This is a genomic window from Spiroplasma endosymbiont of Panzeria rudis, from assembly GCF_964019705.1.
GTDB lineage: Bacteria > Bacillota_I > Bacilli_A > Mycoplasmatales > VBWQ01 > Spiroplasma_E > Spiroplasma_E ixodetis_A.
Window position 1 is genome coordinate 467,160 of record NZ_OZ026460.1, and the last position, 18,798, is coordinate 485,957.

Genomic DNA, 18,798 nt, shown 5'->3' on the forward strand with positions numbered 1-18,798 from the left:
TTTATAAAAGAACAAACAAAATATAAAGAAAAACCATCTATAGTTGAATTCACAATGTGGGGTGTTATTTCAGTACTTTCTGTTGGTGTTCCAATATTGATTTCTTGTTTACCCTTTGTAAGGAGGGAAATTGCAACAGAATTAAAAGACAAACTTATAATTGGTTTAATTTCAATTACACTTGGCTTATTTATTAAAACTGCTGCAACAACAGTTTCAACTGCAATAAAAAAAGTTGATTCATGAATTTATAATAAAATGTTTAAAAATCAAGAAAAAATTGAAAAAGATAAAAAAGAATTTAAAACAATAATTAGAGACTTGACAAGTGATAAAGTAGAAACTCAATTAGAAAGACAATTTAATATTTTAAAACAAGAATTAGATAATAGGAAAAAGCAAAAAATAAATAAACTATTAAGTAATAAAATAACGTGAGAAAACCCAGATAAAGCAAAACCAACAGTTACTAATCCTGTTGCTAAAAATTTTGATTTAAGTGTTATAGTTAATTCTACTGATATACAACCCCCAATTAGCCCAGTAACAAAACAACGAAGTTATTCAATATAAAATATTGTTTTAAAAATAATTTTAATAGTTTTGTTAAAAAGAGTAAAATTATATATTTTTATATTTACGTTTATAAAAAATATATAATTTTACTGAGTATTTAAAGGGTAGAAAAAATATTCAAAGAATAATAAAGGAAGTAAAAAAATATGCCATGAGAACCACATGAAAAATGAAGTACAAAAGATAAAGATTCACTTGCAAAAAAAATAGATGAAGTAAATAATAGTTTTGGAAAAGAAAAAGAAAGAGAAAGACGAGGAAAAGTTGCTGATACATTTGAAAGTAATAAAAATAAGAACATAATAAATGATAAACCTTTAGTAAACATAGATAATAATGCTATTACTAAAGTTGCAAAATGTATTATTTTATAAATAATTAAAAACTACTTAATTAATTAAGTAGTTTTTAATTTAGTTTCATGATAAAAGAAAAAAGAAATTTTATATTTTATAAATTAAAGATGATAGTTAAAACTTGTTAATTTGAGTTTTACCTTATGTTATAATCAAATTAGAGGTGGACTATGGAATGCTACTTTACTAACCATAAAACTAATAATATTTTAATATTGGATGAAGAAGATAGTAAACATCTAATTAAAGTATTACGTCATAAAATTAATGATGAAATAGTTATTATTCATCAAGAACAAAAATATTTAACAAAAATTATTGAAATTACATCAGTTATTAAATGCGAAATTATAAAAACAGTGCCAAATAGTAATTCAGAATTAAGATGTAAAATCACATTAGTAATATCTTTATTAAAAGAACAAAAATTTGATTTAGTCATTCAAAAAGCAGTAGAATTGGGAGTTTATCAAATTGTGCCATTGCAGTTAAAACGATGTGTTAGTGTTTTAACAAGAACAAAAGCAGAACAGAAAGTTTTACGTTGACAAAATATTGCAAAAGCTGCTGCCAAACAATCAAATCGCAATTTAATTCCGATTGTTACACCCGTTGTTTTTGATTTAAAACAATTAGAGCGATATCGGTCTCATCTTAATTTGGTTGCATATGAAAATTCATCAGAAACTAGTTGAATTAGTCAAATAAATAATAAATTATCATCAATAACAATTATAGTTGGACCCGAAGGAGGAATCACTAAAGAAGAAATTGCAACTTTAACACAACTTAATTTTAGTAATATTAGTTTAGGAAAATTAATTTTACGTGCTGAAACTGCACCTTTATTTTTAATGTCAATCATTAATTATGAAACAAGTTTAAAAAGTTAGAGGAGTACAAGATGATTAGAATTGGTATTATTGGAACTGGAAAAATTGTTCAAAGATTTATAAAGCAAGCGTTAACTAATAAAAAAGTTAAAATAACTTCTATATATTCAAGAAGTTTAGATAAAGCAGAAACATGAGCAAAAAAATATAATATTGCCCATAGTACTGATGATTTAAATAAAATGATAGAACATATTGATGCTATTTATATTGCTTCACCAAATGGTTTGCATTACAAACAAAGTAAATTATTTTTAAAAAATAATATTCATGTTTTGGTAGAAAAAACTATTACTTTTACAGTTGAAGAAGTTAAAAACCTAATTTCTTTAGCAAGAAGTAAAAAAAATAATTTTATTAGAAGCTTATGTTACTGTTCATTTACCTATTTTTTCTAAATTAAAAAAATTAGTGCATGAAATAAATCCAGAAGTAGTTAACCTTAATTTTAATCGTATTTCTTCAAGAATGCCATCAGTTGAAAAAGGAATATATGATTCTGTTTTTGATAAAGATTTTGGTAAAGGTTCAACTTATGATAGTTTAGTATATCCATTACAATTAGTATTGTATTTATTAGGTAAAGTAAAAACAGTTAAAGCGATGGCAATTAAATTACCTAATGGTGTTAATTTAAGTAATCATGTTATTTTGAAGCATGAAAATGGAACTATTACTACTATTACTTGTAGTAAAGGAGTAACCTCTTATGCACAAAGTGAATTTATAGGTCATAATAGTAGTCTTGTTTTATCACAAGTTCATCCATTAAGTGGAATTAAGGTTTATACTAAAAACGGAATAAAAGAAATCGCAGATAATACCAATGAAGAAAGTTTAATGACATATGAATTAAATGACTTTGTAAAAATGATTAAAAATAAAGATTATTTAAGTCGAGATTATTGATTAAATCATAGTTTAATGAATCTTGAAGTTATTGAAGCAATTATTAAAAGTGAAAATGAATTAGGAGTTGAAGTTTATGAAAAGTAATATTAATTTAAATGAATATATTGATCATACATTATTAAAACCAGAAGCAACATTATCAATGATTGATACATTATGTAAAGAAGCTAAAACTTATTATTTTAAAGCAGTTTGTATTAATCCATTTTATGTTAATCGTGCTGTTACTTTATTAAAAAATAGTAATGTTAAAGTATGTACAGTGGTTGGTTTTCCATTGGGTGCCAATACTACACAAACTAAAGTAGCAGAAACAATTAATGCGATTAAAGATGGTGCTCAAGAAATTGACGTTGTTATTAACATTGGGGCACTAAAGGATAATGATCAAAAACTTGTATTGCAAGATCTACAAGCAGTTCGTAATGCATGTCCGTCAAATATTATTTTAAAAGTAATAATTGAGTGTAGTTTATTAACAACAGAACAAAAAATTATTGCTTGTCAGTTAGTAACTAAAGTAAAAGCAGATTTTATTAAAACTTCAACTGGTTTTGCTAATGGTGGTGCAACGGTTGCTGATATTAAATTAATGAAAGCAAATATTGGTCTTCATGTTGCAATTAAAGCTTCTGGTGGTATTAAAAATGAAGATGATGCAATGGCGATGATTAATGCTGGTGCTACTAGAATTGGTACTAGTAATGGTGTTGCTATTATTTCAGGGCATGAAGCTAAGGGTGGTTATTAAATAGATATATTGATAATTATAATAAATAAAAAAAAGAAATTAAGATATTTAAAAATATTAATTATATGTAAAAAATAAAATTTACCTAGGTAACTTTTATTAATAAAAAATCCCTAATTAAAGGGATTTTGCCTAAGAAACCACGTACTTAACATACGCTTAGTAATCAAGTGGTATACGGTTTATCTTAAAGGACTTTATTATATTTTACTATACTTTTATATATGATTCAAGTATAATAAATTTGATAACTTATGAAAGTGTAGTATATAATGGTATTTATAATATTAGATGAATCCGGGACTTTATCAATAAATAATAGACATAAATATTTTGTCATAGCAGGCTATATATGTAAAGATATAAGAAAAGTAAAATTTATATATAACAAAGTAAAAAATAATTTAAAAGAAAGTTTAAAAAATAAAATTGAAATAAAAGCTAAAGATTTAAATGTTACAGAAAAAGCAATTTTTATAAATCAATTATTAACCTTAAATGATGTTAAATTAATAGGAATTTATATTAATGCAAAAAATCCAAAACTTTTAAAAAATATAAAACATATTGCAGATAAATATAATTTTTTAACTAAAGTTATGTTAAATAAAATTTTTGAAAATATTAAAGAATATTTTGAAGATGAAAGTGAAATTAATTTTAGGATTGATGAAAGACAAGATAAAGGATTATTTCCAAATGGTTTAGAACAATATTTAAAACAAAATTGAAAACTATGTAATGTTAATGAAAATATAAAATTAAATGTAAAATATTTAGATTCTAAAACAAATTTAGATATTCAAATGGCAGATTATATTGCTAATATAATTTTTGTAAAAAAAAATTATCCTGAACATTCACAACCTATAAATTTTATTAATGACTGGGAATTAAATAATAAACTAATATGAGATTATGAAGATTATCATAATAAAAAAATAATTGAAAAAGATGAAGTAAAAACAACAAAGAATACACATGTTACACATGTAAATCTAGTAAATGTTAAAAAAATAGATAAAATTAAAGAGTTTAAAAAAGTAAATAATAATGTTTTGATAGAAAATATATATCAAAAGGTGAATTTTTGAACATTAACGCACTATAAAAATGGAAGAATATTAATTCAAGGTAAAGAAATTATTGAATTAATAAAAATTTTAGAAATAGAAAATTTTTAGAAAAAACTGTTTAAAATGGTAATTTTTTATAGTAAAAAATAAGCAGTTTCTCATAATTACATTCTATTTTTAAATATTTCACCAATCTTTTTATCATTCCAAATAAAATATTTGATTTATTAGTATTTTATTTCCAAAAATTTGAAAAACTTATCAAAAAAAATAGATTTTTCTGATAAATCAATATATAATTTATGAGATACGAAAGTAAGGAGGCAACAGACTATGGCAGTACCAGCAAGAAGAACGTCAAAAATGCGTAAAAATACACGTCGTGCCCATGATAGTTTATCTGCAACAACTACAACTAACTGTTTAAATTGTGGAGCAATTACTAAACCACATCATGCCTGTATGAAATGCAAGACATACAAAGGTGTAAGTATTACTAATCCATTACAAGCAGAAAAAACATCATCAACAGAAAAAAAATAAAATATGAATATATCTTATCTTAGATTACCTTCCTCTTATTTATTTAAAATATTATTTTAAATATTAGAGGTTTTTTACTTTACAAAATTATTTTATAATAGTTAATAATATATTAAAATATAGATTATAATTTATTAAAATAGACACTATTTATTAGGAAGTGTAGAGTATGAAAAATAAGGGTTATTATGATTTATTATTAAAGATTAGTGATGATATTAGCAATAATTTCCAAACATCACATATTAATGATGAAAAAGAATTAATTAAAGACATTGATCATTATTTAGTTAAACAACTAAATAATACTTTAATTGAAAAATTAAAAACGATTAAATCACCAGAAGCAAAAATTGATTTTTTAAATCAAATCATAAGTAATTTTACTACTAATAAATTTAGTAATAACATTTTATTACAAGTAAATGATAATATCATAGATAATCCTTTAACTTCTAATATTAGATTAAGTGATAATTATCTATTTACTAATGAAAACCAACAAGTATTAATTAATCATTTAAATCAGGAAATTAGAACTTGTGATGAAGTATACTTCATTTATCCTTTTATATCAAATTCAATTATTAATAAGTTACGTTCATCATTTACTTACGCTTTAAATCATAATATTACTATTAATTTTATTACTACTACTTTTGATGATATGGCTTTATTTGTTAATTTATATGCATTAGTTAAAATAATAAAAAAGTATCCTAATATTAAAGTTAAAGTTGAAAATAATTTAGAAAAACGTAGTGAAAGAATTCATATTAAAGCTGCTATCTTTAAACGAAATTCAGGTTTTTCTTCAGCAATAATTGGTTCATCAAATTTAACGCAAAAAGGTTTAGCTAGTGGTCGTGAATGAAATATTAAAATTAATGAATTTGATAATAAGCAACTATATCAAAACATTTTAAATCAGTATTATAAATTATGAAATGATAATTTAGTTGATTTAAATGATGAACAACAACGATTACAATTACTATCACGAATTGAATATAATCGATTGCTTGTAAATAAAAAAGATGAACAATGATTAGCAACTAATTATTTTCTTTATGATTTTCAAATTGCCTTAATTAATAAATTAAAGTTAAGAAGAAAACTTAAAAAAACAAAACATTTAATTGTCATGGCAACAGGTGTTGGTAAAACAGTAGTATCTGCTTTTGACTATTTAAATCAAATCAAAGAAAATAATAATCAAAAACCTTCAATTTTATTTTTAGCACATCAAAGAGAAATTATTGAACAAGCAATTATTACTTTTCGAAAAGTAATAAATGATAAAAAATTTGCAACTATTTTAAATAGTAAACAAAATAATTTTCAAGAACAATATTTATTTGCAACAGTACAAACTGTACATAGACATCTAAATAAGTTTAAACGTCAACAATTTGATATTATTATTTTTGATGAAGCTCATCATTTGGCTGCCAAAACTTTTCAGACAATTTTAAATTATTTTTATCCTAAACAAATTATTGGTTTAACAGCAACACCAGAACGAGAAGATAATAAAAACATTATTAATTATTTTGATAATGAGTTTTCACATGAATTACGATTGTGAGATGCAATTAATGAAAAACTTTTATCACCATTTGATTATTATTGTATTGATGACATTACTGCTGATTTAACTGGTATTGATTTAAATAATGATCAACAATTATTTAAAAAATTAAATACTGAAGCAAGAAATAAGTTATTATTAGATGTAATTAATGACTATATTGGATTTTATAGTAATCGGATTTGTTTAATTTTTTGTATTAACATTACTCATGCACAAATTGTTGCTAGATTTTTGCAAAATCAGGGCTTAAAATCAGATTTTTTAACAAGTAAAAATAAAACTAATCGTAGTAAAATAATTAATGATTTTAAAAATAGAATTATTAATTATTTATGTGTAGTAAATATTTTTAATGAGGGAATTGATATTCCTGAAATTGATACTATTATTTTATTACGACCAACTAATTCAAAAACAGTATATTTACAGCAATTAGGAAGAGGATTGAGAAAAACAGAAACTAAACATTGTTTAGAGGTTTATGATTTAATTGCTAATATTGATAAAAAATATGACATAACCATTGGTATTAAAAATCTTTCGAACTCACATATTATAAATGTTAATAAACAATTAACTAATAGTTTTAATTTACCTTATGGATGTACTATTACTTTAGAACCAAGAAGTCAAAACGTCATTTTAACTAATTTAAAGCAATGATATCAATCACGAAAAAAAATTTATTTGGTAATTCAATCATATTATCAACTTTATAATGATAATGCTATTTTTAAAATATTAATTGATTATGATTTGACAATTCAAGAATTTTATAATTTTTTAAATGATTTTTATTTACGAATAGCAAAAAAAATAAAAAATTATCAAACCCATGATAATGATACTAATCGTAATCAAAATATCTTAAAACAATTCTTATTTTTAAATGATTATCAAATAGTTAATTATTTTTATTTAAGATTAAGTCAAGAATTAGATACTGAATTAATTAATTATCATTATGACAATTTATTAATAGCATCATTATTATATGAGGTTACAAGTAATAAAGTATTTAATCATATTTTTCCAAATTTTAATGAAATACCATGTTTAGTTACAAATTTCATTGAAAATAACAAATTGGTTGTTAATGAACTAAAAATTATTCTTAAATATAAACTAGATTATGAAACATTGTTACTTAATGAACATTTTAATCAAGATTATCCTTTATTATCTTATCATTCAACATTTACTGTGCATCAGGCACTATGTACAATTAATCGTGTTAATTTTAATAAAAAACTTGGACCTTTAAAAATTATTGCCTTTCAAGCGGGTCATTTGACATTTAATGAAAATAAATCAGTAATTTTTGCAGATATTGATGGAACAAATTATGGTAAATTAACTAGTTATAATAAATTAACAAAAGAATATTACTGATCAATACCAGAAAATAAAACGATTAATTCAAAATTAGTGAAAGATTTACAAAATAATAATATTGAAAAAATATTATTTTTAAATAATGATTGTAATAAAAAATTTAAAAATCTTGCTTTAAAGTTGTATGACTTTATTGGTATTGGTCAATATCAATTAACAATTAAGAGTGATTATATTACTATTAAATTTTTAGTAGAATAAATAATATTTTATTTTTTTAATTTTATAAAAAATTTTAATGATTTTAATTTTAAAAAAATAATGTTTTTTTATGATAATTAGGTTGACAATAATTATGGCATGTTGTACTATTGTTATTGTCCCAAAAATAAATGGGTTACAAACTAGAAAAAACGATCTTTGAAAACTAAATAGAACAAGAATTAATCCGTCAATTTTTTATTAAAAATTAAATAAGTCAGACATCATCTTTTAACAAAAACAATTTTATTGAGAGTTTGATCCTGGCTCAGGATTAACGCTGGCGGCATGCCTAATACATGCAAGTCGAACGAAAGTAGCAATACTTTAGTGGCGAACGGGTGAGTAACACGTATCTAACCTACCATTTAGTGGGGAATAACTGTTGGAAACGACAGCTAATACCGCATATGTTATTTATTTGCAATGATAAATAATGAAAGGAGGATTTGCTTCGCTAATTGATGGGGATGCGGCGCATTAACTAGTTGGTAAGGTAATGGCTTACCAAGGTAACGATGCGTAGCCGATCTGAGAGGATGAACGGCCACATTGGGACTGAGACACGGCCCAAACTTCTACGGAAGGCAGCAGTAGGGAATTTTTCACAATGGGCGAAAGCTTGATGGAGCAATGCCGCGTGACTGATGAAGGTCTTCGGATTGTAAAGGTCTGTTGTAAGGGAAGAAGTGCTAGAATAGGAAATGATTTTAGTATCGACCATACCTTACCAGAAAGCCACGGCTAACTATGTGCCAGCAGCCGCGGTAATACATAGGTGGCAAGCGTTATCCGGATTTATTGGGCGTAAAGCGTGCGTAGACGGTTTTGCAAGTCTGAGGTTAAATTTAGGGGCTCAACCCCTAACCGCCTTGGAAACTACATTACTAGAGTATAGGAGAGGTTAGTGGAATTTCATGTGTAGCGGTGGAATGCGTAGATATATGAAGGAACACCAGTGGCGAAGGCGGCTAACTGGCCTATTACTGACGTTGTGGCACGAAAGCGTGGGGAGCAAATAGGATTAGATACCCTAGTAGTCCACGCCGTAAACGATGAGTACTAAGTGTTGCCATGAGGCAGTGCTGTAGCTAACGCATTAAGTACTCCGCCTGAGTAGTATGCTCGCAAGAGTGAAACTCAAAGGAATTGACGGGGACCCGCACAAGCGGTGGAGCATGTGGTTTAATTCGAAGCAACGCGAAGAACCTTACCAGGTCTTGACATACCTTGCGAAGCTATAGAGATATAGTAGAAGTTAACAAGGATACAGGTGGTGCATGGTTGTCGTCAGTTCGTGTCGTGAGATGTTTGGTTAAGTCCAGCAACGAACGCAACCCTTGTCCTTAGTTGCCAGCATTAAGTTGGGGACTCTAAGGAGACTGCTAGTGTAAGCTAGAGGAAGGTGGGGACGACGTCAAATCATCATGCCCCTTATGACCTGGGCTACACACGTGCTACAATGGCTGATACAAAGAGTCGCTAAACCGCGAGGTCAAGCAAATCTCAAAAAGTCAGTCTCAGTCCGGATTGAAGTCTGCAACTCGACTTCATGAAGTCGGAATCGCTAGTAATCGCGAATCAGCAATGTCGCGGTGAATACGTTCTCGGGTCTTGTACACACCGCCCGTCAAACCACGAGAGTTGGCAATGCCAGAAGTCGGTGTCCTAACCGCAAGGAGGGAGCTGCCAAAGGCAGGGTTGATGATTGGGGTTAAGTCGTAACAAGGTATCCCTACCGGAAGGTGGGGATGGATCACCTCCTTTCTATGGAGTTTAGTTTCTAATAAGAAACCAAGACAACAAGAAAAATTAGATGGATGATTTATTGGATTACTTCTTTTGTTCTGTTTAGTTTTCAGGGATTGTTTTCTCTGAGCAATTGTTCTTTAAAAACTGGATAATAGACATCTTTTAAAAAAATAAGATAATTTTTATCTTGCAATAGGATATTCTAAAAATAAATTATTAAGAGCGTATGGTGGATGCCTTGGAATTGGAAGACGATGAAGGACGCGATTACCTGCGATAAGCTTCGGGGAGCTGGAAATAAGCTTTGATCCGGAGATGTCCGAATGGGGAAACCCACTATCTTTAATCAGATAGTACTGTACAATGAATTCATAGTTGTGCAGAGTGATACCTAGAGAATTGAAACATCTTAGTACCTAGAGGAAAAGAAAGCGAATGCGATTCCCTTAGTAGCGGCGAGCGAAAAGGGAGCAGCCTAAACCAGTCGTCAGACTGGGGTTATAGGACTGTCTATTAGGTTCGACCTATGAAGAGTTACAAAATTTATATATAGCAGAAGTTGTTGGGAAGCAACGCCATAGATGGTGAAAGCCCAGTATGCGAAATGTATAAATCTCTTGACAGTATCCTGAGTACGGCGAGGCACGTGGAACCTTGTCGGAATTTGCGCAGACCACTGCGTAAGGCTAAATACTAACCAATTACCGATAGTGAACCAGTACCGTGAGGGAAAGGTGAAAAGTACCCCGAGAGGGGAGTGAAATAGTTTCTGAAACCATATGCTTACAACAAGTCGGAGCCCGTTAATGGGTGACGGCGTGCCTTTTGTAGAATGAGCCGGCGAGTTACGATTACATGCAAGGTTAAGTTGAAAAGACGGAGCCGAAGTGAAAGCGAGCCTGAATAGGGCGTTTAGTATGTGGTCGTAGACCCGAAACCAGGTGATCTAGCCATGAGCAGGTTGAAGTTAATGTAACAGTTAATGGAGGACCGAACCAACGTTCGTTGAAAAGACCGTGGATGACTTGTGGCTAGCGGTGAAATTCCAATCGAACCTGGAGATAGCTGGTTCTCCCCGATATAGTTTTAGGACTAGCGTCAGAATTAGTGCAATGGAGGTAAAGCTCTGAATGTATGATGGCCCCACCTCGGGGTACTGAATGCAATTAAACTGCGAATGCCATTGTTACATATCTGGCAGTCAGTCTATGGGTGATAAGGTCCATGGACGTGAGGGAAACAGCCCAGATCATCAGCTAAGGTCCCCAAATCAATGCTAAGTGGAAAACGATGTGGAATTGTTCAGACAGCTAGGAGGTTGGCTTAGAAGCAGCCATCCTTTAAAGAGTGCGTAACAGCTCACTAGTCGAATGATTCTGCGCGGAAAATGTACCGGGGCTAAGCATTGTACCGAAGCTATGGGTCTATATATATGTTTACATATATTGTGGGCGGTAGGGGAGCGTTCTAATCTGCGACGAAGTTAGACCGGAAGGACTAGTGGAGCGTTTAGAAGTGAGAATGCCGGCGTGAGTAACGATTGAAGGTGAGAATCCTTCATGCCGATTGACCAAGGTTTCCTGGGCTAGGTTCGTCCACCCAGGGTTAGTCAGGACCTAAGGCGAGGCCGAAAGGCGTAGTCGATGGATAACAGGTTGATATTCCTGTACCACCATGGTGACTGATGGAATGACGGAGAAGGCTAAAATGTCCCAGTGGTTGGTAGTGCTGGGCTAAGTACAAAGAGGGTTGTGTAGGCAAATCCGCACAGCGTTAACCTTGAAGTACGATGGGGAGTGAACGGTTCGCTTAGTAACGAAGCATTTGATGCCATACTTCCAAGAAAAGTTTCTAAAGACATCACCATGGTGCCTGTACCGAGAACGGACACACGTGGTCAAGGAGAATATCCTAAGGCAAGCGAGATAACTATAGCTAAGGAACTCTGCAAAATAACCCCGTAAGTTAGCGAGAAGGGGAGCTCATAGCAATATGAGTCGCAGTGAAGAGGTCCGGGCGACTGTTTAGCAAAAACACAGCTCTCTGCTAAGTCGTAAGACGATGTATAGGGGGTGACGCCTGCCCAGTGCTGGAAGGTTAAAGAGATTTGTTAGCGTAAGCGAAGCTTTGAACTGAAGCCCCAGTGAACGGCGGCCGTAACTATAACGGTCCTAAGGTAGCGAAATTCCTTGTCAGGTAAGTTCTGACCCGCACGAAAGGCGTAACGATCCGGACGCTGTCTCGGCTATAGACTCGGTGAAATCTTAGTACCTGTGAAGATGCAGGTTACCCGCGATTAGACGGAAAGACCCCGTGGAGCTTTACTACAACTTGATATTGAATTTTGGTGTAGTTTGTACAGCATAGGTGGGAGACGTTGATATGCAGACGCTAGTAGGCATGGAGTCACCATTGGGATACCACCCTTGCTATATTGAAATTCTAACTTGAGACCATAATCTGGTCTAAGGACAGTGTCTGGTGGGTAGTTTGACTGGGGCGGTCGCCTCCTAAAAAGTAACGGAGGCGCCCAAAGGTACCCTCAATATGAATGGAAATCATATGTAGAGCGCAAAGGTAAAAGGGTGCTTGACTGCGAGACATACAAGTCGAGCAGGAACGAAAGTTGGGCTTAGTGATCCGGCGGTGCTGTGTGGAAAGGCCGTCGCTCAACGGATAAAAGTTACCCCGGGGATAACAGGCTAATCTCTCCCAATAGTTCATATAGACGGGGAGGTTTGGCACCTCGATGTCGGCTCATCGCATCCTGGAGGTGTAGTCGCTTCCAAGGGTTGGGCTGTTCGCCCATTAAAGCGGTACGCGAGCTGGGTTCAGAACGTCGTGAGACAGTTTGGTCCCTATCTGTCGTGGGCGCAAGAAATTTGAGGAAAGCTGTTCCTAGTACGAGAGGACCGGAATGGACCTACCTCTGGTGCACCAGTTGTCACGCCAGTGGCACAGCTGGGTAGCTATGTAGGGCATGAATAAGCGCTGAAAGCATCTAAGCGCGAAGTCAGTTCCAAGATGAGATTTCTCATTCGAAAGAAGTAAGATCCCTTGAATACTACAAGGTTGATAGGTTAGGTGTGTAAGCATAGTGATATGTTCAGCTTACTGATACTAATAGATCGAGCATTTATTGAAGAATATATTCTCTATTGCAAATCAAAAGTAATCAAATTTAAAGATGTCTGTTTCTAGTTTTTAGGGAGCAATTGCTAAACTATTTGGTGTCCATGGCGGAGTGGTCACACCTGTTCCCATCTCGAACACAGCAGTTAAGCACTCCAGCGGCGAAAATACCAGCAATGGGAAAATAGCACGATGCCAAATTTTTTTGTTTGTGTTAGTATTTAATTTAAAATTTAAATTTTTTTTTATGTTAAGATTGAGAGTATTAAAATGTAAAAAAGATTTTAAGAAAAAAGGAGAAAAAATGGATAAGGTTGAAAAGAAATTAGATAAAAAATTATATATTGGAGCTAAAATTGGATTCATAACAAATATTATAAATATTATTTGAAGTGTAATTATTACAATTATTTTAGCAACAGCAAGTAGTGTCATTTTTAAAAGTTTTACAAAATATGATCACACTTCATTAACATCAGGAGTTAGTACAATATTTATTGTTGGATTGATTTTTGGACTTTTAATTGCTATTGGATTTTCAATAGCAATAATTATTATGTGCAATAATATTTTAAAAGGAAATGCTAATAGTGGTTTAGCTGTTGGAATTGTAACTTTGGTTTTAGCAGGTTTTTCTTTAATAGTTATGTTTTCATCAAATTTTAATTTTATTAGTGGTATTAATATTATTTTTTTAGGACTTAATATTGCTTCAGGTGTATTATTAATTATTGGTAAATATCTTCCAGTTACTAATAAACCAGAAGAAGTAGTTTCTATGGTAAATGAATAATTAAAAATATTTAATAAATTGTATAAATAAGGCTTTAGAAATTAAAATCCTTATTTTATTTTTTATAATTTAAAACCATAAGGATAAGTAATGATTGGAAAATTTGGTTTATCATCATCATGCTTTTTTTTATATTGTATGTTATTAATTCATAAATAAAGGTATTGTAAACCAATACTAATAATTAACAGAAAAATAATAGCAGTAACTAATACTCCTACACCATATTTTTGGTAGTTGAAAAAAAAGTAAGGATAACAAGTATTAATATTTTCTCCTTGTTTAACACGTAGTACACCACGAACCATTACCATTACTACATAAAAACAAGGATAAAATAAAATAAATCACATATAAAGTTTATGATGATTTTTTAGTGAATAAAAATCACGTCCACATGATAAAGCAAAATTTAAAATCATAACAATTGGCATAATTAGATTTAGAATTATTGTTTTAAATCATAAATAAATATCAGTTCCATATTTACTTCTTTCTTGGCTATTACTAATGATACCTATTCAAAATACTAACATTGTAATTGTAATATAAATAGTAATGCTTAATAAAATATAAAAACTTGGTTTTGAATTTTCTTTAAATTTACTTTCAAATAAAAAAGCAAATAAATAAATGAGTACTAAATAATTAGTTTGAGTTGTAAAATAAAAATAATAAATTGCCAATCTTTCAGTTGGTTTATCAACATTAGGAACAATGAAAGCATTGGGATAATTAATAGTAATTATTAAATCAAAAATTAAGAATAAAGAAATAATAAGTAGACCAAATAAACGTCAAATAAATTTAATAAGATTTCTTTTTTTTAATCGGTATTCACTACTATTTTTTCAATTCATATTTTTTCTCCTATTTATATTAGAATTAAATTTAATTAAATTTTTGATAGGAAATTTAATTTTTTATTATGATTGAATATGCTACTTATTTAGTATATCAAGTTTTTTCTTATCACTATTAATATTTACTAACTGATTATTTAAAACACTTAATAAGTTAAAAAAATTAACTTATTAATTATTTAATCTTGATTTTTTGGTAATAAAGTTTATTATTAATGTTAAGGATATAATTTTATCCTTATAATTTTAATGAATATATAAGTAATTATATAAGTATTAAAATTATATATGTTGATTTAACAAAAAGTTTAATAATTGATTATATATCCTTAGTTTTATTTTATTAAAACTAAGATTTTAAGTATTTAATTAAATACTTAATTTAATATTATAATTATAAACACAAATAATAGGTAAAAAAGGAGTAATCATAATGACAAATTTCTTATCTTTTAGTTTTAAAAAAACTAAAAGTTTTAAAACAATAAGTTTGGCTTTGGCATTATCTCTTACTAGTAGTTTAATGATAGTTACTAATCATCAATCTAATATTAGTACTGTTAATGACAGTAACAAACTTTCTGGGTTTCATATTACTGTTAAGGAAAATAATAAAAATTTAATTAGTGAAGCCAATACTTGAAATTCAATTAATAATAAGTATGAAGATTTTATTAGATTGCATAAAGAAGTAATAACAGAACAATTTAATGATTGATCAGACCTTATTAATAAGGTTAATAATAATTCAAATGATGATATTAGTAAAGAAGTTAATAAGAAATTTAAGGAACAAATCGAAAACAAAGCTAATAATATCTTACCAGATAATGGTATTAAATATTTTACTGATAAAGTTATTGGTCGTAGTGTTGCTAAACAAAGTTTTAATGATATTGCTAGTTTTGGTTATGTTTATGTTGGTTACCATGATAATAGTTTACCAGCACAGATTAACAATGGTATTTTTGCAACGGTAAATCCTAGGGCAGATTTTAATAATTATTTTAGTATTCCTTATATGATTAAACCAAGCGATGATTTTTTAAATAGTCATAAAAGCGTTCAAGATCGGTTAGCAATTTTACCACTTAATAATGGTAATCCCAATGATACTAATCAACCAATGTTAGCTATTTTAGCAAAAAATAAAAATGATAAGAATGAACAATTATTAATAAATGATAAAAATGATGAAGTTTTTGATAATGGTTCAATTAGTTATGCAATATTAAATCATAAACCAGACGATCATTTAAAATCAACTAGTTTTAATGTTAGTGTTAAAGATAGTGGCTATAGTAAAACTATTAAGTTAACAAATAATAGTTCAAATATTCAATTTATTACTATTAGTGATGAAAAAGTTAAAGAAAATCCTGTAATTACACCTCAATATTTAGTTCAAAATAATTCACAAGATAATAAAAATACATTAATAGTTATGAATAAAGCTATTGAGAAAGCTAAAGTAAATATTAGTGATTCACAACAACATTGACTAAAATGAAAAGTTGATTCACAAACTTTACAAAAAGCAAAAAATGATTCAGGAACACCTATTAAAGATGGTGATAATTTAACTCTTAATCAAGGAAGTAATTTTCAAGTTTATTGTATAGGTTTAGATACATCTGACTTACAACGTCAAGCTGCTTCTGAACAATATATTACTGTTTATAGAAGCAATACAAAAATACCTAATTTTCCAAATTGTACTGATTTTTTTGAAAAAACTAATAATTTATTAGCAGGTTTTCAACAATATTTAAATAGTACTACTAATAATAGTATTAAAATTGAAGATTTAAAAAATAATGCTGCTGGTGAGTTTTTATCATGATTTATTCAATATCAAGGTGATATTACTAAACAAAATTATGTTAATTATTTACAAAGTAATAATTCAGATCGTCCCTGAGATGTTAATATACCATTAACATCTAAAATGTTAGTTAATAATTGAAATATTATTATCATTTGTGGCTTCATTATTAGTTTTTTAACTATAATTCCAATAGTTGTTGTTATTATTCGTAAAAAGAAATATTTAAAATAAAGTTTATTATTTTTAAGTAGTACTTGTTAAAATGCAATATATTATATAAAAATATAAAATGATAAGTGTAAAAAATGTTATTACTTGTTTTTTCTTTTTAGTGAGTTACAATAAAAATAGCAGTTATAAATGTTTAGAAAATATTTAAGTAATGCCGGTTTTAATTTTATATTTGACTTTAAGTCCTTGTATGCTATATATGCTATACAAGGAGTTTTTATATAATTTTAAAATAAAATATATTAAGAAAAAGGAGGGAAAAAATAACAAAATAATATTTAAAAAAATAATACAATTTCAAATTTTACTTTTCACAAATATATATTCCTCCCTACAATTATTTTACATTAAAAATTTGTATCTCTTAAAGCTGCTATTGGTTTATTATTTTTCTTATAAAGAATATTATTATAAAGAGTAAAAAGTAACATCAAAATTATGTATAAGATTAAAATTGCAAAGATATAAATAAAGAAAGTAGTTAAACTTTTATGAAAATCTAAAAATGGATATGGAAATGAATAATCAATTTCTGTCGTTCCTTTTCTTAAAAAACCAACAAAATTTCCTTTAGCAAGTGCATAACCTAAATATGCAAACATGTAAATAGAAATAATTGGTATTCAAAGATATGTTTGTTTTCCGAGTTTTCAGTAGTATTTACCAGCAGAAAACATAAAATATAAAATCACTATCACTGGTACTATTAAATGTAATAAAAATGTATTTATAAAATTTAATATGCTAATACTATTACTACTATCTAAATTATTTATCATTGGTTTAAATAATACAGCAAAAAATACGATAAGAGTTACGGTAATATAAACAGTAATTGCTAATGAAAATCGCCCAAAAACAAATTGTGCGCGATTGTCATGAAAACGATTTGTTAATACAAAACAAAAGAAAAGAAAAACTAAAAAATTTGATTGAATAGTAAAGGTAGAAATCATTGTTCAAATACCAACTCATGGGCCATCTGGAGTTCATAAATTATGAGGATTAGGTGTTCCAACTGTTATTGGTTTATACTCAATTAAAACTATTGCAAATTTCATTATTAGACCTATAACAGCAATAATTAGCCCAGATCAAAGTAAAAAATCAGAAAATTTACTTTTAAATCCTATATTTTTTCTTATTCCCATATGGATCAACTCACAATTCTATATTTTTTCTATTTTAATTACATTATACATGATATTATAATAAGTATGTAAGATATTAGAAAATTATTAATAGCAACTAAATGAAATAATAAGGTGATGTTATGTATCAATTATATTTAGATACAACAAATAACAAATTAACAGTGGTGATTTTGCAAGGTAATAAAATTTTAGCAAGTTCATCATTTATTGCTTGACAAAAACAAACAGAATTGGCAATTCCAACTATTACTAATTTACTTGTAAAATGTAAAATAAAATTAAAAGATATTTCAAAAGTAGTTATTGCAAATGGTCCTGGCAGTTATACTGGAATTAGAGTAGCAATTACTTTTGTCAAAACACTTAAAGTTTTGAATAGTTTTTTAACAGTTTTTACTATTAATAGTTTATTATTACAGGCAGGATTAATAAAATCAATAAGTGTTTTGTCAGCATACAATAATAAAAGTTATTTGGCAGTATGTGATAATGGAAAAATAATTATTCAGCCGCAATTAGTAGATGAAAATGCTAAAATTGGTATTATTAGTGATTTACTAGATTATAAAATAATTGAAAATTTAGAAAAGTGTAATATTGTGGAAAATTTTCAAAAGTTGTCACCATATTTTATCGAAGTAAAAAACATGGAAGATTTGCAACCATATTATATTAATGATCCATTTTCATCACATAATTAAAAAATAATAATATTTAAATATTTTACATTAGTTTAAAAAGGAGTTTT

General features: G+C 28.3%; 14 protein-coding genes and 3 rRNA genes. 15 read left to right on the forward strand and 2 right to left on the reverse strand.

The window, feature by feature from the left end; all coding sequences use genetic code 4:
• Nucleotides 1-54 precede the first annotated feature (54 nt).
• The 13 genes from AACK89_RS02605 to AACK89_RS02665 all read left to right on the forward strand — a co-directional run bounded on the left by AACK89_RS02605 (nucleotide 55) and on the right by AACK89_RS02665 (nucleotide 13,974).
• The gene (locus tag AACK89_RS02605; protein WP_338979033.1) at nucleotides 55-573 is read left to right on the forward strand and encodes a hypothetical protein; all 519 of its coding nucleotides are present in this window, start codon (nucleotides 55-57) and stop codon (nucleotides 571-573) included.
• A 149-nt stretch (nucleotides 574-722) separates the two neighbouring features.
• Nucleotides 723-950 (forward strand): hypothetical protein, encoded by a 228-nt coding sequence (locus AACK89_RS02610; RefSeq protein ID WP_338979035.1) that lies wholly within the window; start codon nucleotides 723-725, stop codon nucleotides 948-950.
• A gap of 152 nt (nucleotides 951-1,102) precedes the next feature.
• Complete coding sequence (locus AACK89_RS02615) at nucleotides 1,103-1,825, forward strand: RsmE family RNA methyltransferase (protein WP_281747884.1); 723 nt, start codon at nucleotides 1,103-1,105, stop codon at nucleotides 1,823-1,825.
• An 11-nt stretch (nucleotides 1,826-1,836) separates the two neighbouring features.
• Nucleotides 1,837-2,223: a Gfo/Idh/MocA family oxidoreductase gene (locus tag AACK89_RS02620; RefSeq protein WP_338979036.1), complete on the forward strand. Its 387-nt coding sequence runs from the start codon at nucleotides 1,837-1,839 to the stop codon at nucleotides 2,221-2,223.
• 13 nt (nucleotides 2,224-2,236) lie between these two features.
• Entirely contained in the window at nucleotides 2,237-2,821 is a 585-nt protein-coding gene (locus tag AACK89_RS02625; protein WP_338979038.1) for a Gfo/Idh/MocA family protein, read from the forward strand.
• Complete coding sequence (gene deoC / locus AACK89_RS02630; protein ID WP_338979040.1) at nucleotides 2,811-3,488, forward strand: deoxyribose-phosphate aldolase; 678 nt, start codon at nucleotides 2,811-2,813, stop codon at nucleotides 3,486-3,488. Before AACK89_RS02625 ends, deoC begins: the two co-directional genes overlap by 11 nt.
• 272 nt (nucleotides 3,489-3,760) lie before the next feature.
• Nucleotides 3,761-4,672 carry a DUF3800 domain-containing protein gene (locus AACK89_RS02635; RefSeq protein ID WP_338979041.1) on the forward strand — a complete coding sequence of 304 codons (912 nt, stop codon included), beginning with the start codon at nucleotides 3,761-3,763 and terminating at the stop codon, nucleotides 4,670-4,672.
• A 225-nt stretch (nucleotides 4,673-4,897) separates the two neighbouring features.
• On the forward strand, nucleotides 4,898-5,107 hold the full coding sequence (gene rpmF, locus AACK89_RS02640) for a 50S ribosomal protein L32 (RefSeq protein ID WP_281747878.1): 210 nt from the start codon (nucleotides 4,898-4,900) through the stop codon (nucleotides 5,105-5,107).
• Between the two features lie 169 nt (nucleotides 5,108-5,276).
• Nucleotides 5,277-8,297, forward strand: a complete 3,021-nt coding sequence (locus AACK89_RS02645) for a DEAD/DEAH box helicase family protein (protein WP_338979042.1) — start codon at nucleotides 5,277-5,279, stop codon at nucleotides 8,295-8,297.
• A 245-nt stretch (nucleotides 8,298-8,542) separates the two neighbouring features.
• A 16S ribosomal RNA gene (locus AACK89_RS02650) occupies nucleotides 8,543-10,064 on the forward strand.
• Between the two features lie 191 nt (nucleotides 10,065-10,255).
• Nucleotides 10,256-13,193: ribosomal RNA gene (locus AACK89_RS02655) — 23S ribosomal RNA — on the forward strand.
• 82 nt (nucleotides 13,194-13,275) lie between these two features.
• Nucleotides 13,276-13,382, forward strand: a 5S ribosomal RNA gene (rrf, locus tag AACK89_RS02660).
• Together the 16S, 23S and 5S rRNA genes form the textbook arrangement of a ribosomal RNA operon.
• Nucleotides 13,383-13,485: 103 nt before the next feature.
• Nucleotides 13,486-13,974 (forward strand): hypothetical protein, encoded by a 489-nt coding sequence (locus AACK89_RS02665; protein WP_338979044.1) that lies wholly within the window; start codon nucleotides 13,486-13,488, stop codon nucleotides 13,972-13,974.
• Between the two features lie 62 nt (nucleotides 13,975-14,036).
• On the opposite strand, the gene AACK89_RS02670 is transcribed toward AACK89_RS02665, so the two are convergent.
• Nucleotides 14,037-14,834 (reverse strand): Pr6Pr family membrane protein, encoded by a 798-nt coding sequence (locus AACK89_RS02670; protein WP_338979046.1) that lies wholly within the window; start codon nucleotides 14,832-14,834, stop codon nucleotides 14,037-14,039.
• 436 nt (nucleotides 14,835-15,270) lie between these two features.
• Here AACK89_RS02670 and AACK89_RS02675 point away from each other — a divergent pair, with 436 nt between their 5' ends.
• The gene (locus tag AACK89_RS02675; protein WP_338979048.1) at nucleotides 15,271-16,896 is read left to right on the forward strand and encodes a hypothetical protein; all 1,626 of its coding nucleotides are present in this window, start codon (nucleotides 15,271-15,273) and stop codon (nucleotides 16,894-16,896) included.
• 347 nt (nucleotides 16,897-17,243) lie between these two features.
• Here the strand turns inward: AACK89_RS02675 and AACK89_RS02680 are convergent, their stop codons facing one another.
• Complete coding sequence (locus AACK89_RS02680) at nucleotides 17,244-17,957, reverse strand: hypothetical protein (RefSeq protein ID WP_338979050.1); 714 nt, start codon at nucleotides 17,955-17,957, stop codon at nucleotides 17,244-17,246.
• Nucleotides 17,958-18,169: 212 nt separating this feature from the next.
• On the opposite strand from AACK89_RS02680, the gene tsaB reads away from it, so the two are divergent.
• A complete protein-coding gene (gene tsaB / locus AACK89_RS02685; RefSeq protein ID WP_338960461.1) occupies nucleotides 18,170-18,751 on the forward strand; it encodes a tRNA (adenosine(37)-N6)-threonylcarbamoyltransferase complex dimerization subunit type 1 TsaB in 582 nt (193 codons plus the stop codon).
• Nucleotides 18,752-18,798: the final 47 nt, after the last annotated feature.